Genomic DNA, 16,198 nt, shown 5'->3' with positions numbered 1-16,198 from the left:
GCAGCATCACTTGTATTGCAATAAGATCATAAAAGGAGAAAAACACTACTTTAAAGCCAGTGATTTTCCTCCTTTCTTTTTTTATGCTATACTAGTTAGGACAATAAATGAGGTGAGAGTAAATGACAAAAGCAGATACGATTTTTAAAGAAAATATTGAACGAATCCTCAAAAAAGGTGTCTTTTCTGAGCAGGCTCGTCCCAAGTACAAGGATGGGACTGTTGCCAACTCCAAGTACGTAACGGGTGCCTTTGCGGAGTATGATTTGTCTAAAGGGGAATTCCCCATCACGACCTTGCGTCCCATTGCGATCAAATCTGCCATCAAGGAAGTGCTCTGGATTTACCAAGACCAGTCTAATAGCCTAGAAGTGCTTAATAACAAGTACAATGTTCACTACTGGAATGACTGGGAAGTGGGAGAAACGGGGACCATCGGTGAGCGCTATGGGGCAGTTGTTAAGAAACACGATATCATCAACAAGATTCTCAAGCAGTTAGAAGCCAACCCTTGGAACCGCCGCAATATCATCTCGCTCTGGGATTACCAAGCTTTTGAGGAGACAGATGGTCTTCTTCCATGCGCCTTTCAGACCATGTTTGATGTCCGTCGGGTTGATGGGGAAATCTATCTGGATGCGACTTTGACCCAGCGTTCGAATGACATGCTGGTGGCTCACCACATTAACGCTATGCAGTACGTAGCTCTTCAAATGATGATTGCTAAACACTTTGGCTGGAAGGTTGGGAAGTTTTTCTATTTTATCAACAACCTTCATATCTACGATAATCAATTTGAACAAGCTCAGGAATTGCTTCGTCGTGAGCCGTCAAACTGCCAACCACGCTTGGTTTTAAATGTTCCTGATGGGACCAATTTCTTTGATATCAAAGCGGAGGACTTTGAGTTAGTTGACTATGATCCGGTTAAGCCACAACTGAAGTTTGATTTGGCTATTTAATACTCTTCGAAAATCTCTTCAAACCACGTCAGCGTCGCATTACCGTAGGTATGGTGACTGACTTCGTCAGTTCTATCCACAACCTCAAAGCAGTGCTTTGAGCAACCTGCGGCTAGCTTCCTAGTTTGCTCTTTGATTTTCATTGACTATAAAAGAAAATAAAAAGAAGTTGAGATTTCTCAACTTCTTTTGTTGCTTAATGTGATACGCGACGGCGAGCTGCTTTTTTACGGTTTTCTTCGATGAAAGCTGCTTTTTGCTCTTCTGGCTCAATCACTTTCTTTTTAATTGCGTATACTGCACCTGCAACGGCAGCGACAGTTCCTGCGACACCTGTTACAAGACCTTTAGCGAATCCTTTAGCCATGAGTCTTCCTCCTTTATCTTTCCAATCAGCCAGGCTCCTTAAGTGGTAGCATTTTTCTGACTTAACTTTTTGTGATATAATAATAGTAACGAAAAAATGGAAATTTTTCAAGGAAAAAAGATGAAAACAAAAATAATTGTGATTGTTGGACCGACTGCTGTTGGGAAAACAGCCCTTGCTATTGAAGTAGCTAAGCGCTTTGGTGGAGAGGTGGTCAGCGGTGACAGTCAGCAAGTATACAGAAGGCTAGATATTGGGACGGCCAAGGCTAGCCCAGAGGAGCAAGCAGCTGTTCCTCATCATTTGATTGATGTCAGAGAGGTGACCGAGTCTTACTCGGCTTTTGATTTTGTTTCAGAAGCTAAGAAGGCTATTGAGAATATTCATAACCGTGGTAAGCTTGCTATTATCGCGGGTGGTACAGGGCTTTATATCCAGAGCTTGCTGGAAGGATACCATCTAGGTGGAGAAACACCTCATGAGGAGATTTTAGCTTATCGGGCTAGCTTGGAGCCTTATTCAGATGAGGAATTAGCCCATCTCGTGGAGCAAGCAGGTCTTGAAATTCCCCAGTTTAACCGTCGTCGTGCTATGCGTGCCTTGGAGATTGCCCATTTTGGTCAGGATTTGGAAAATCAAGAGACTTTGTATGAACCTCTGATTATCTGCTTAGATGATGAGCGTAGTCAGCTTTATGAACGTATCAACAACCGAGTGGATCTAATGTTTGAGGCTGGGCTTTTGGATGAGGCCAAGTGGCTTTTTGACCATTACCCTGATGCGCAGGCAGCCAAAGGAATTGGCTACAAGGAACTATTTCCATATTTCCGTGGGGAGCAGACTTTAGAGGAAGCTAGTGAGAGTCTCAAACAGGCTACCCGTCGTTTTGCCAAGCGTCAGTTGACCTGGTTCCGTAATCGCATGCAGGTGACCTTTTATCAGATAGGAGAGTCTGGCGTGAAGGAGCGTATTCTAAGCCAGATTGAGGAGTTTTTAAATGATTGAAACGGAGAAAAAAGAAGAACGGGTCCTGCTAATTGGTGTTGAACTGCAGGGCATGGATAATTTTGACCTGTCCATGGAAGAGTTGGCCAGTCTGGCTAAGACTGCTGGAGCAGTCGTTGTAGATAGCTACAGGCAAAAACGTGAAAAGTATGACTCCAAGACTTTTGTCGGATCTGGTAAGTTGGAAGAAATTGTGCTCATGGTGGATGCTGAGGAAATTACTACTGTCATTGTCAACAACCGTCTGACACCACGGCAAAATGTCAATCTAGAGGAAGTTCTGGGTGTCAAGGTCATTGACCGTATGCAGTTGATTTTGGATATCTTTGCTATGCGGGCTCGAAGCCATGAAGGGAAACTCCAAGTCCACCTAGCCCAGCTCAAATATCTCTTGCCTCGCTTGGTTGGTCAAGGAATCATGCTCAGCCGTCAGGCAGGGGGAATTGGTTCCCGTGGTCCAGGTGAGAGTCAGTTGGAACTGAACCGTCGTAGTGTTCGCAATCAAATCACAGATATCGAACGCCAGCTCAAGGTGGTAGAGAAAAATCGGGCGACAGTCAGAGAAAAACGCTTGGAGTCAAGCACCTTTAAGATTGGCTTGATTGGCTACACCAATGCTGGGAAATCAACTATCATGAACAGCTTAACCAGTAAGACCCAGTACGAAGCAGACGAGCTGTTTGCGACCCTGGATGCGACGACAAAGAGTATCCATCTTGGGGGCAATCTTCAGGTTACCTTGACTGATACGGTTGGTTTTATCCAGGATTTGCCAACTGAATTGGTGTCCAGTTTCAAGTCAACTTTGGAAGAAAGCAAGCATGTGGATCTTTTGGTTCATGTCATCGATGCCAGCAATCCTTATCACGAGGAGCATGAAAAAACGGTTCTGTCTATCATGAAAGACTTGGATATGGAGGATATTCCTCGCTTGACTCTTTACAATAAAGCGGATTTGGTGGAGGATTTTACGCCTACTCAAACGCCGTATGCCCTCATTTCTGCCAAGTCTGAGGATAGTCGTGAGCAGTTGCAGGCTTTATTTTTAGAAAAAATCAAGGAGATTTTTGAAGCCTTTACTCTACGGGTGCCTTTTTCTAAGTCCTACAAGATTCATGATTTGGAAAGTGTAGCGATTCTTGAAGATCGTGACTACCAAGATGATGGAGAAGTGATTACAGGCTACATTTCCGAGAAAAACAAATGGAGGTTAGAGGAATTTTATGACTGATATTAAAACCTTGGCTCTAAAGTATGGGGGTTATACAAGTTTGGATAAGGTCTATCTGGATCAACTTCTAGCTGGCAAAACAGAGCAAGAGCAGTTGGCTCTCATCACACCTCCTCCGAGTGTAGTCAATGCCTACTTTGCTGAACTCTACCAGAAAAAGAGTCCTGAAGCTGCGACGGATTATTTTTTAGAAGTCAGTCATGAACTGAATCTCTACAATGCTGATCCAAGTTTCACCTTTGAAAATAAGCCTTTTATTCGTCTTAATTTATCTGGCAAATCTTTTGGATTTTGCTATGAGAGTGAGGGCTTGGGGCGAATTTTCTCTGAAAATGAAGAGGAAATCTCGGATGACTTACTTTTTGAGATTGCGCAAATTTTCCCCCATCAACTAGTCTTTGAGGAGTCTGGAAAGATTTACATGAAGCCTGTCGGAGATGAAGAAGTTGTTAGTGTGAAGAATCTCACAGCTTTGACTGATTTAGAAAGTTTAGCAGATGGTCGCAAGCGTCTCAAAGGCTACAGCCAAGAGGATTTACTGCAAGAAGCTGTTGCTTTTTCTGGCAGTCGCTATTTCCGATCGGAAAATCGCACAGCTATGTTATATATTGATTAATTAGAAAGTATCGAATGGATATTCAATTTTTAGGAACAGGGGCCGGTCAGCCCTCTAAAGCCCGCAACGTTTCAAGTCTCGCCCTGAAACTCTTGGATGAGATTAACGAAGTTTGGCTCTTTGACTGTGGAGAAGGAACGCAAAATCGCATTCTGGAAACCACGATTCGACCACGGAAGGTCAGCAAAATCTTTATCACCCACCTGCATGGAGACCACATCTTTGGATTGCCAGGATTTCTCTCTAGCCGTGCTTTTCAGGCCAATGAAGAGCAGACAGATTTGGACATCTATGGACCGCAAGGAATCAAGTCATTTGTCTTAACCAGCCTTCGTGTGTCAGGCTCTCGTCTGCCTTACCGCATTCATTTTCATGAGTTTGACCAAGATTCTCTAGGGAAAATCTTTGAGACCGATAAATTCACTGTGTATGCAGAGGAGCTGGACCACACTATTTTCTGCGTTGGTTATCGTGTCATGCAAAAGGATCTAGAAGGGACCTTGGATGCTGAAAAACTTAAGGCTGCTGGTGTTCCATTTGGTCCGCTTTTTGGAAAGATCAAAAACGGCCAGGACGTTGTTCTCGAAGATGGAACTGAAATCAAGGCAGCAGACTATATCTCAGCTCCCCGTCCAGGTAAGATTATCACCATTCTGGGTGACACCCGTAAAACCAATGCTAGTGTGCGTTTAGCTGTCAATGCCGATGTCCTTGTCCATGAGTCGACTTATGGCAAGGGAGATGAAAAAATTGCTCGCAATCACGGTCACTCAACCAATATGCAGGCAGCACAAGTAGCAGCAGAAGCCAGTGCTAAGCGCCTCTTGCTCAACCATATCAGTGCCCGCTTCCTATCAAAGGATATTAGTCAGCTTAAGAAAGATGCAGCTAGTATTTTTGAGAATGTCCATGTCGTCAAAGACTTGGAAGAGGTTGAGTTATAATGTTACAGTTCGTTGAGAGGGAATTAAGATGACTGTTGAAAATCGTTTATTGGATAAAGCGGATTGGTATTTTGAGAATGCCTTAACCAACTACTTGCACAGCTATTCATTACAAAAAGAAGAGTTAACTCAAAAAGATTATCGGGAGATTTATCGTTGGGCTGCGAATCATATCGGTTTTTTCGTTACTTGGCTCATCCTGCATGATGCAAAAGAATTGATGTTTCCTGATGAAGAAACGGTATTCCAAAGTTTAAAAAACGAGCAAACTTTGGGTGTTGATTATCTTTTAGACTGGTGCGATGGTAAACTGGGAACAATGGATATTACAAAGGATTTTCAGGCTTTTGTAAATGACTATTATGAACATCAGTATATGGATGATTATTCCGAATTTGTAGTCAATGACTTATATGACTTGCCTTTAGAATTTTTAGGTAGCTGGGAGGATTATCATCTGTTTGCTCCTGTCATTGATCAAGCCTATGCTCATTATTTAGCTGGAAAAAGATTTCATTAAATTGATCAAAACTTTGAAAGGAATAGAGATGCGTACCATCATCATCACTGGGGCAAGCGGTGGCTTAGCCCAAGAAATGGTCAAACTCTTGCCAAATGACCAACTCATCTTACTAGGTAGAAACAAGGAAAAACTAGCCCAACTATATGCAAAGCATCCTCATGTAGAATGGATTGAAATCGATATTACTGATGACTCAGCCCTAGAAGCTCTGGTAGCTGACCTCTATCTCCGTTATGGCAAGATTGATGTCTTGATTAACAATGCTGGCTATGGAATTTTTGAAGATTTCGACAAGATCTCTGATCAAGACATTCACCAGATGTTTGAGGTCAATACCTTTGCTCTGATGAATCTGTCTCGTCGTCTTGGAGCTCGCATGAAGGAAAGCCGAAAAGGCCACATCATCAATATCGTCAGCATGGCAGGTTTGATAGCGACTAGTAAGTCCAGTCTCTACTCAGCGACCAAGTTTGCGGCTATTGGATTTTCAAACGCTCTGCGTCTCGAACTGATGCCCTATGGTGTCTATGTAACGACGGTTAATCCAGGACCGATTCGTACTGCCTTTTTTGACCAGGCAGACCCAGATGGGAGCTACCTCAAGTCGGTTGACCGCTTTCTCTTAGAACCAGATGTAGTCGCTAGAAAGATTGTCAAAATCATAGGAAAAAACAAACGGGAACTCAATCTCCCAGTTTTGTTGAATCTAGCCCATAAGTTTTATACCCTCTTTCCCAAGCTAGCTGATAAGTTGGCAGGGGGGATCTTTAATTATAAGTAAAAGGAGTTCCTTACAAAAGGAACTTTTTTTATAATATTGAACTGAGTGTCAAAAATTTGTTTGTTTTTGTTCTAAATCTACATTCACTTTTTTCGAATCTTCTACAAATTTTAGAAAAAACAATCAAAAATATGATTTTTGTGTTTAGGGTATTGAAATTTCCTATATTATTTTATAAAATAAGGGTAAAAGGCTATGAAAAAGTAATACGCTTACAAATAAATGGAAGCGGTTACTAAAGGAGGATTTTATGGAAAAAGGCCATTGGAATCGTAAAAGAGTCTACAGCATTCGTAAGTTTGCCGTAGGCGCTTGCTCTGTCATGATTGGAACCTGTGCGGTTCTATTTGGAGGAAGTGTCATTGGAGAATCACCAGTTTTCGCGGATGAAACTCCAATTACTCACACTGTTGAACAAGCAAAAGAGGAAAGTCCGGCAGTGGAGGAAAAAGAAAATCAAGCTGTAGCAGAGCACAAGGATGCTGCAAGTGTCGACCAAAGTCAAGCTGCTCCAATTGAAGCAAGCAAACCAGAGGTGAAAGAAGAGGAACCTGTAGCTCCAAAAGAGGAGAAAGCATCTCTAAAACCTGAAGAAACAGCTCCAAAGGTAGAATCTCAAGCTTCAAGTCAAGAAAAGCCTGTCAAGGAAGAGTTGAAAGCTGCGACAAATGAAGAAGTGAATCAAATGATTGAAGATAGAAAAGTGAATTTTAATCAAAATTGGCACTTTAAACTCAATGCAAACTCCAAAGAAGCTGTGAAACCAGATGCAGATGTTTCGTCATGGCAAAAATTGGATCTCCCACACGACTGGAGTATCTTTAACGATTTTGACCATCAGTCACCTGCCCAAAACGAGGGTGGACAGCTCAATGGTGGTGAAGCTTGGTATCGCAAGACCTTTAAACTTGATGAAAAAGATCTCAAGAAAAATGTTCGTGTGACCTTTGATGGTGTCTACATGGACTCTCAAGTCTATGTCAATGGTCAGTTAGTGGGGCATTATCCAAATGGTTATAACCAGTTCTCATACGATATCACAAAATATCTTCACAAAGATGGTCGTGAGAATGTGATTGCTGTCCATGCGGTTAACAAACAGCCAAGTAGCCGTTGGTACTCAGGTAGTGGTATCTACCGTGATGTGACCTTGCAAGTGACAGATAAGGTTCATGTTGAGAAAAATGGAACAACTATCTTAACACCAAAACTTGAACAACAGCAACATGGCAAGGTTGAAACTCATGTAGCCAGCAAGATTGTCAATACAGACGATAAAGACCATGAACTGGTGGCAGAGTATCAAATCGTTGAACGTGGTGGTCAGGCTGTAACAGGCTTGGTTCGTACAGCGAGCCGTACCTTGAAAGCACATGAGTCAACAAGTCTTGATGCGATTCTAGAAGTTGAACAACCAAAACTCTGGACCGTTTTAAATGACAAACCTGCCTTGTATGAACTGGTTACGCGTGTTTACCGTGATGGTCAATTAGTCGATGCTAAGAAAGATTTGTTTGGTTACCGTTACTATCATTGGACTCCAAATGAAGGTTTCTCTTTGAATGGTGAACGAATTAAATTCCATGGTGTTTCCTTGCACCATGACCACGGAGCGCTTGGAGCAGAAGAAAATTATAAAGCAGAATACCGTCGTCTCAAACAAATGAAGGAGATGGGCGTTAACTCCATCCGTACAACTCATAACCCTGCAAGTCCACAGACCTTGCAAATCGCAGCAGAACTTGGTTTGCTGGTTCAGGAAGAGGCCTTTGATACGTGGTATGGTGGCAAGAAACCATATGACTACGGACGTTTCTTTGAAAAAGATGCCACTCACCCAGAAGCTAGAAAAGGTGAAAAATGGTCTGACTACGATCTTCGTACCATGGTCGAAAGAGATAAAAATAACCCAGCTGTCTTCATGTGGTCTATCGGAAACGAAATCGGTGAAGCCAATGGTAATGCTCACTCTCTTGCAACGGTTAAACGCTTAGTAAAAGTGATTAAAGATGTTGATACTACACGTTATGTTACCATGGGAGCAGATAAGTTCCGCTTTGGTGATGGTAGCGGTGATCATGAGAAAATTGCTAATGAACTGGATGCAGTTGGTTTCAACTATTCAGAAGACAACTACAAGAAACTTCGTGCGAAACATCCAAACTGGTTGATTTACGGTTCCGAAACATCTTCAGCTACCCGTACACGTGGAAGTTACTATCGCCCTGAACAGGAATTGAAACATAGTAACGGACCTGAGCGTCATTACGAACAGTCTGACTATGGTAATGACCGAGTTGGCTGGGGTAAAACGGCAACAGATTCATGGACGTTTGATCGTGACAACGCTGGCTATGCTGGACAGTTTATCTGGACAGGTACGGACTATATCGGTGAACCTACACCATGGCACAACCAAAACCAAACTCCCGTTAAGAGCTCTTACTTTGGTATCGTAGATACAGCGGGTATTCCAAAACATGACTTCTACCTCTACCAAAGCCAATGGGTTTCTGTCAAGAAGAAACCAATGGTTCACCTTCTTCCTCACTGGAACTGGGAGAATAGAGACTTGGCCTCTAAAGTAGAAGATGCACAAGGAAAGATTCCAGTTCGCGCTTACTCTAATGCTGCAAGTGTTGAATTGTTCTTGAACGGTCAATCTCTCGGTGTTAAAAAGTTCAACAAAAAACAAACTAGTGATGGTCGTACCTACCAAGAAGGTGCCAATGCTAAGGAACTCTATCTTGAGTGGAAGGTTGCTTACCAACCAGGTACCTTAGAAGCAGTAGCTCGTGATGAAGCTGGTAAAGAAATTGCACGTGACAAGATTACCACTGCAGGTCAACCTGCAGGTGTTCGTCTCATCAAGGAAGAACACGCAATCGCTGCAGATGGAAAAGACTTGACTTACATCTACTATGAAATCGTAGACAGCCAAGGAAATGTGGTACCAACTGCCAATAATTTGGTTCGTTTCCAATTGCATGGACAAGGTCAACTGGTTGGTGTTGATAATGGGGAACAAGCCAGCCGTGAACGCTACAAGGCACAACCTGATGGTTCTTGGATCCGCAGAGCCTTTAACGGTAAAGGGGTTGCCATTGTTAAATCAACTGAGCAAGCAGGTAAATTCACCCTTACTGCCCACTCTGATCTCTTGAAATCGGACCAAGTCACTGTCTTTACAGGTAAGAAAGAAGGACAAGAAAAAACTGTTTTAGGTACAGAAGTACCAAAAGTACGTACTGTTATTGAGAAAGAGCCAAAAATGCCGAAGACAGTCGGTTTTATCTACAGTGATGGCAGTCGTGAAAAACGTCCAGTCACTTGGTCTTCAGTTGATGTGAGCCAAGCAGGAGTTGTGACTGTTAAAGGTATGGCAGACGGACGCGAAGTTGAGGCCCGTGTCGAAATTCTAGCAATCGCAAATGAGCTTCCAACTGTTAAGCGTGTTGCTCCAGGAACAGACTTGAGCGCTGTTGATAAATACGTTTCTATTGCTGTTACGGATGGAAGCGTACAAGAATACGAAGTTGATAAGTGGGAGATTTCGGAAGCAGATAAAGCTAAACTGTCAGTTGCAGGATCACGTATTCAAATGACTGGTCAACTGGGTGGTGAGACTATTCACGCTACCCTTGTGGTAGAAGAAGGCAATGCTGCAGCACCTGTAGTACCAACTGTAACCGTTGGTGGTGAAGCCGTTACAGACCTTACTAGTCAACATCCAATGCAATATCGAACTCTTGCTTACGGTGCATCCTTGCCAGAAGTTGTAGCAAGTGCTGAAAATGCGGATGTTACTGTAGTCCAAGCAAGTGCAGCAAACGGCATGCGTGCAAGCATCTATGTTCAACCAAAAGATGGTGGACCTCTTCAAACCTATGCAATTCAATTCCTTGAAGAAGCACCGAAAATTGACCACTTGAGCCTACAAGTAGAGCAAGCTGACGGTCTTAAAGAAGACCAAACGGTGAAATTGTCTGTCCTTGCACACTATCAAGACGGAACACAAGCAGTTTTACCAGCAGATAAAGTGGCCTTCTCTACAAGTGGTGAAGGGGAAGTCGCGGTTCGTAAAGGAATGCTTGAGTTGCATAAGCCAGGAACAGTCTCTCTCAAAGCAGAATATGAGGGGGCTACAGGTCAAATCGATCTCACGATCCAGGCCAATACTGAGAAAAAAGTAGCCCAATCTATCCGCCCAGTAAATGTAGTCACAGATTTACATCAAGAACCAAGCCTTCCAGCTACAGTGACAGTAGAGTATGACAAAGGTTTCCCTAAAGCCCACAAAGTCACTTGGCAAGCCATTCCAAAAGAAAAACTCGACCACTATCAAACCTTTGAAATTCTAGGTAAAGTTGAAGGTCTGGATCTTGAAGCGCGTGCTAAAGTATCTGTAGAAGGCATCGTTTCAGTTGAAGAAGTCAGTGTGACAACTCCAATTGCAGAAGCACCACAATTACCAGAAAGCGTTCGTACCTACGATTCAAATGGCCACGTTTCATCAGCTAAGGTTACTTGGGATGCGATTCGTCCAGACCAATACGCCAAGGAAGGTGTCTTTACAGTTAATGGTCGCCTAGAAGGTACGCAATTAACAACTAAACTTCATGTTCGCGTATCTGCTCAAACTGAGAAGGGAGCAAACATTTCTGACCAATGGACCGGATCAGAATTGCCACTGGCCTTTGCTTCAGACTCAAATCCAACTGATCCTGTTTCAAACGTCAACGATAAATTGATTTCCTTTAATGACCGCCCAGCTAATCGTTGGACAAACTGGAACCGTACTAATCCAGAAGCTTCAGTTGGTGTCCTATTCGGAGATTCAGGTATTTTGAGCAAACGTTCAGTTGATAATCTAAGTGTCGGATTCCACGAAGACCACGGAGTTGGTGTACCGAAGTCTTATGTGATTGAATATTATGTCGGTAAGACCGTTCCAACAGCCCCTAAAAACCCTAGCTTTGTAGGTGAGGAAAACCATGCCTTTAACGATCCTGCAAACTGGAAAGAGGTAAGCAATCTCAAAGCACCAGCTCAATTAAAAGCTGGAGAAATGAATCATTTCAGCTTTGATAAAGTTGAGACCTATGCGGTTCGCATTCGTATGGTTCGACTTGATAGCAAGAAAGGAACGTCTATCACAGAAGTACAAATCTTTGCAAAACAAGTCGCAGCAGCCAAACAAGGACAAACAAGAATCCAAGTTGACGGTAAAGACTTAGCAAACTTTAACCCTGATTTGACTGACTACTACCTTGAGTCAGTAGATGGAAAAGTTCCTGCAGTAACAGCAAGTGTCAGCAACAATGGTCTCGCTACCGTCGTTCCAAGCGTTCGTGAAGGTGAGCCAGTTCGTGTTATCGCGAAGGCTGAAAATGGGGACATCCTAGGAGAATACCGTCTACACTTTACAAGCAATAAAGACTTGCTCTCTCGTAAACCAGTTGCCGCGGTCAAACAAGATCGCTTGCTACAAGTAGGGCAACCGCTTGAATTGCCAACTAAGGTTCCTGTTTACTTCACAGGTAAAGACGGTTACGAAACAAAAGACTTGGCAGTGGAATGGGAAGAAGTTCCAGCAGAAAATCTGACTAAAGCAGGCCAATTTACTGTTCGAGGTCGTGTCCTTGGTAGTGATCTTGTTACTGAGTTCACTGTACGAGTGACAGACAAACTTGGTGAAGCTCTTTCAAATAACCCAGAGTATGATGAAAATAGTAACCGCGCCTTTGCTTCAGCCACTAACGACATTGATAGAAACTCCCATGACCGTGTGGACTATCTTAATGACGGAAATCATTCAGAAAATCGTCGTTGGACAAACTGGTCTCCAACACCATCTTCTAATCCAGAAGTATCAGCAGGTGTGATCTTCCGTGAAAATGGTAAGATTGTAGAACGGACTGTAGCGCAAGCCAAACTTCACTTCTTTGCAGATAGTGGTACAGATGCCCCATCTAAACTCGTTTTGGAACGTTATATTGGCCCAGAGTTTGAAGTGCCTACCTACTATTCTAACTACCAAGCCTACGATGCAGCTCATCCATTTAACAATCCAGAAAATTGGGAAGCTGTGCCTTATCGTGCGGATAAAGACATCGCAGCTGGTGATGAAATCAACGTAACATTTAAAGCTGTCAAAGCCAAAGCCATGAGATGGCGTATGGAGCGCAAAGCGGATAAGAAGGGTGTTGCGATAATTGAGATGACCTTCCTTGCACCGAGTGAATTGCCTCAAGAAAGTACCCAATCAAAAATTCTTGTAGATGGAAAAGAACTTCCTGACTTCGCTGAAGATCGTCAAGACTACCAAATCACCTATAAAGGTCAACGTCCAAAAGTCTCAGTCGAAGAAAGTAATCAAGTAGCTTCAACAGTTGTAGATAGTGGAGAAGACAGCCTTCCAGTACTTGTTCGTCTTGTTTCAGAAAGTGGAAAACAAGTCAAGGAATACCGTATCCAGTTGACTAAGGAAAAACCAGTTTCTGAGAAGACTGTTGCTGCTGTACAAGAAGATCTTCCAAAACTCGAATTTGTTGAAAAAGATTTGGCCTACAAGACAGTTGAGAAAAAGGATTCAACACTGTATCTAGGTGAAACACGTGTAGAACAAGAAGGAAAAGTTGGTAAGGAACGGATCTTCACAGCGGTTAATCCTAGTGGAAGTAAGGAAGAAAAACTCCGTGAAGTGGTAGAGGCACCGACAGACCGCATCGTCTTGGTTGGAACCAAACCAGGAACTTCTCTTCCAGAAGACGAAGTGAAGAATCTTGTCCTTAACAGACCAGAACTTGTAATCGAAGAAGAAACAATTGATTTCAAGGTTCAGGAACAAAAGAATGATCAGCTTCCAGCAGGTCAAACTCGCATCCTTCAAGAAGGAAGACAAGGTATCCGTGTTCACTTAATCGAAGTTGAAAATGGCAAGCGAACTGAAAAAGAAAGCTATGATAAAGTTATGGCTCAGAATCGCATCGTCGAAGTTGGTACAGCTGGTGAAACGACCAAACCAGTACCTCAAGAAGCAACAAAACCACAAGTATCAGAAAAAGCAGATACAAAAGAAATTGCTTCAAGTAAAGCTAATCAAGCTCAAAAAGAGCAGTTGCCAAATACAGGAAGTGCAGCAAGCCAAGCAGCAGTAGCAGCAGGTTTAGCTCTTCTCGGTTTGGGGGCAGGATTAGTCGCCACTAAAGGCAAAAAAGAAGATTAGAGGCACTAGCTAGAATATGAATCTAGCGGTGACTAAGAAAGACCAGGTTTTCCTGGTCTTTTTTATGACAGAAAAATCATTTAGTAATGTTGGCATAAACAATGCCATTCTAAAAGACGTATTTAAATAAGTGAAAATGCATTTTTAAAATAAAATGTGCAAAAAAATACTGTTTATCGTATTTGTTTTTAACTGGTATATACTGGCTTGTCAACGAGTAAATTTAAAGGAAAAGGATCATTTCTTAATAGAGAGAAAAAAATAAATTATTCTGTAAAAATTTGTTTGATAGTCCTAGCCTTTTTTTCGATAGTATGATAAAATGTGGTTGTAATGTAGTTAATACGGTTCATTTTTAAAAAGGTGAACGGTGATTAGTTGGGGACAATCAATTAGCTTACAATTACATTGTACATTTACAATTGAATATTATGAGAAAGGAAGATCACATGAACAAAAAAATAAGATCTTGGATTCAGATCGTTATTCTTTGTTTGGGAGTTATTCTCCAATCATTTGCTCCTCTGACGCAAGTACGTGCGGCAGAGTATAATGATGTTATCACTAGTGTAGGTGTTGAGAACAAATCTGGTGAAGCATTAACGCAAGGATTGGATATTTGGCAAGAATTCCGTCTTACTGCAGATTTTGTTTTGCCAGATAATACGGTGCATGAAGGTGATACAACAACACTTCAATTGCCATCAGAGATTGCATTTTCAAACTCTTCAGACATTGAATTACGAGATGCTTCTAACAATCTTGTAGCTACTGGTCGTTTAGATGCAGCTAGCAAAACAATTACTCTCACTTATACAAAATTTGTTGAGAATAATTCTGGCGTTAGGGGGAAATTCTTTGTCTATGTCCGAGTTGACCATGACGTTGTTTCAGAAGAAAAAGACGTTGATGTCAACATTACTGTAGGACATAGAGTTCTATTTGCAGGGAAAATCCGTTATAACGGCCCTCCAGGGAAATACGACTCTAAAATTGAAAAGAGTTCCTTCCAATTCAAGGATGACGAGAAAAATGTAATCCGTTATAACATTACTGTAAACCGCAATATGGCGAACTACAGTGATGTCACTATCAAAGATGCTTTCTCTTCTCCAAATATGACATTCCTACCAGATACTTTTCGAATTTACAAAGTAGATTGGAGTTGGAATAACGGAGACTGGAAATGGACTAATGCTCGGGATATGACCGAAACCTTTAAAAACCAACTAGTGGTAAATGCGAATGGTGATGGTTTCACCCTTCCTTTAGGAGATACTAATGGTTTTGGTTATATGATCGAGTATCGAGCTAAAGCGAATTATGATCTAGTCGATGGTGAGGAAATCACGAACGTAGCCAACATGAGCTACAATGGTAGTGAGAATGAACAATCAACAAGCACACGTACCTACCAGATTGCAGGTGGTGTTGCGGAAGGATATGTTTTCACCATTAAAATTCATAAGGTAGACGAAGCAGGCCAACCATTGCAAGGCGCAGTTTTTGAAGTAATTCGTGATCGTAACCAAGCTGTTGTTGGACGATTGACAACAGGTCCTGATGGTAACGCTAGTGTAGGCAAATTGTTGCGAGACAACTATACAATTCGTGAAGTAACGGCTCCTCTTGGCTATGACAAATTAACTGAAGATATTAAAATTTCTCCAGATGAGTTTGGTTCAGACAAATCAGTAGAACGTCGAATTGAAAATAAGAAGACACCTCCGAAGACTCCAATTGAAAAAGAGATTACTTTCAAAAAGGTGGATCCAAATGGAAAAGAAATTCCAGGAGCGGAACTGAAAATCTATAGTGGAGATACAGTCAATCTTGAAGAGGCACCTGTTGCAGACTGGACTACTGTAGCTGACACTTCTAAAGTGATTAAGCTGGCACCAGGGACCTACACTCTAAGAGAGTTCAATGCTCCAGAGGGATATCAAATTGTAGGAGATATTACTTATACTGTTAATGCTGACGGTTCTATCACTATTAAGAATAAGGGAGCTGATGACACTGTTCTTGCAGCTGGTCCAGTTCTGACTATTACCGATAAAGAGGATACTAGTCCAAAACCAATTACCTTCAGTAAGGTAAACCTTGGAGGAAATGAAATCCCAGGTGCACAGATTAAGATCTACAAGGGCGACAAGGCAGAAGGTACAGCCGTAGAAAGCTGGACTTCAACTGACCAACCTAAGCAACTGAATCTTGAACCAGGCATCTACACCTTCCATGAGGAAGCCGCTCCAACTGGTTACCTCAAAGTAACGGATATCACTTTCCAAGTTAAACCTAACGGTACTGTTGAAGTGACAAAAGTAGGTGAAAAAGATTCTAAAGGCGAAGACAATCGTGTTGTAGCCCAAGATTCAACTCTGACAGTTACTGATAAAGATGACGATGTAGCTCGTAAAATCACGTTCAGTAAAATTAGCCTTGGTGGGGTTGAAATCGCAGGTGCCCAAATCAAGATCTACAAGGGCGATAAGGCAGAAGGTACAGCTGTAGAAAGCTGGACATCCGAAGCTGGTAAAT

The 16,198-nt window shown here is 42.3% G+C and carries 10 protein-coding genes; 9 read left to right on the top strand and 1 reads right to left on the bottom strand.

The annotated features are described in order from the left end of the window. The first annotated feature begins 122 nt into the window (after positions 1-122). Complete coding sequence (locus tag GMD4S_RS04915) at positions 123-962, top strand: thymidylate synthase (protein ID WP_000158642.1); 840 nt, start codon at positions 123-125, stop codon at positions 960-962. Positions 963-1,158: 196 nt separating this feature from the next. Here the strand turns inward: GMD4S_RS04915 and GMD4S_RS04905 are convergent, their stop codons facing one another. Then, a complete protein-coding gene (locus GMD4S_RS04905; RefSeq protein ID WP_001051782.1) occupies positions 1,159-1,329 on the bottom strand; it encodes a DUF3042 family protein in 171 nt (56 codons plus the stop codon). 120 nt (positions 1,330-1,449) lie between these two features. Between GMD4S_RS04905 and miaA the strand changes: the two genes are divergently transcribed. The 8 genes from miaA to GMD4S_RS04865 all read left to right on the top strand — a co-directional run. Then, positions 1,450-2,334, top strand: a complete 885-nt coding sequence (gene miaA, locus GMD4S_RS04900) for a tRNA (adenosine(37)-N6)-dimethylallyltransferase MiaA (RefSeq protein WP_000850176.1) — start codon at positions 1,450-1,452, stop codon at positions 2,332-2,334. Further along, positions 2,327-3,565, top strand: a complete 1,239-nt coding sequence (gene hflX, locus GMD4S_RS04895; protein WP_000573178.1) for a GTPase HflX — start codon at positions 2,327-2,329, stop codon at positions 3,563-3,565. The genes miaA and hflX overlap by 8 nt, the downstream gene beginning before the upstream one ends. After that, on the top strand, positions 3,558-4,181 hold the full coding sequence (locus tag GMD4S_RS04890) for a hypothetical protein (protein WP_000129699.1): 624 nt from the start codon (positions 3,558-3,560) through the stop codon (positions 4,179-4,181). Before hflX ends, GMD4S_RS04890 begins: the two co-directional genes overlap by 8 nt. Before the next feature lie 14 nt (positions 4,182-4,195). After that, positions 4,196-5,125: a ribonuclease Z gene (gene rnz / locus GMD4S_RS04885; protein ID WP_000354317.1), complete on the top strand. Its 930-nt coding sequence runs from the start codon at positions 4,196-4,198 to the stop codon at positions 5,123-5,125. Between the two features lie 28 nt (positions 5,126-5,153). Beyond that, on the top strand, positions 5,154-5,645 hold the full coding sequence (locus tag GMD4S_RS04880; RefSeq protein WP_000215491.1) for a DUF7832 domain-containing protein: 492 nt from the start codon (positions 5,154-5,156) through the stop codon (positions 5,643-5,645). 28 nt (positions 5,646-5,673) lie between these two features. After that, positions 5,674-6,429, top strand: coding sequence for an SDR family NAD(P)-dependent oxidoreductase (locus GMD4S_RS04875; protein ID WP_001259142.1), 756 nt, complete (start codon positions 5,674-5,676; stop codon positions 6,427-6,429). Between the two features lie 250 nt (positions 6,430-6,679). Beyond that, complete coding sequence (bgaA, locus tag GMD4S_RS04870; protein WP_000410704.1) at positions 6,680-13,657, top strand: LPXTG-anchored adhesin/beta-galactosidase BgaA; 6,978 nt, start codon at positions 6,680-6,682, stop codon at positions 13,655-13,657. Between the two features lie 449 nt (positions 13,658-14,106). After that, positions 14,107-16,198, top strand: a 2,092-nt coding sequence (locus GMD4S_RS04865) for a SpaA isopeptide-forming pilin-related protein (protein WP_001035137.1), incomplete at its 3' end; no start/stop codon positions are given.

Source organism: Streptococcus sp. GMD4S (genome assembly GCF_000296955.1).
Note: the sequence above shows the minus strand (reverse complement) of the source record. Positions and strands in the feature narration are given on the sequence as shown.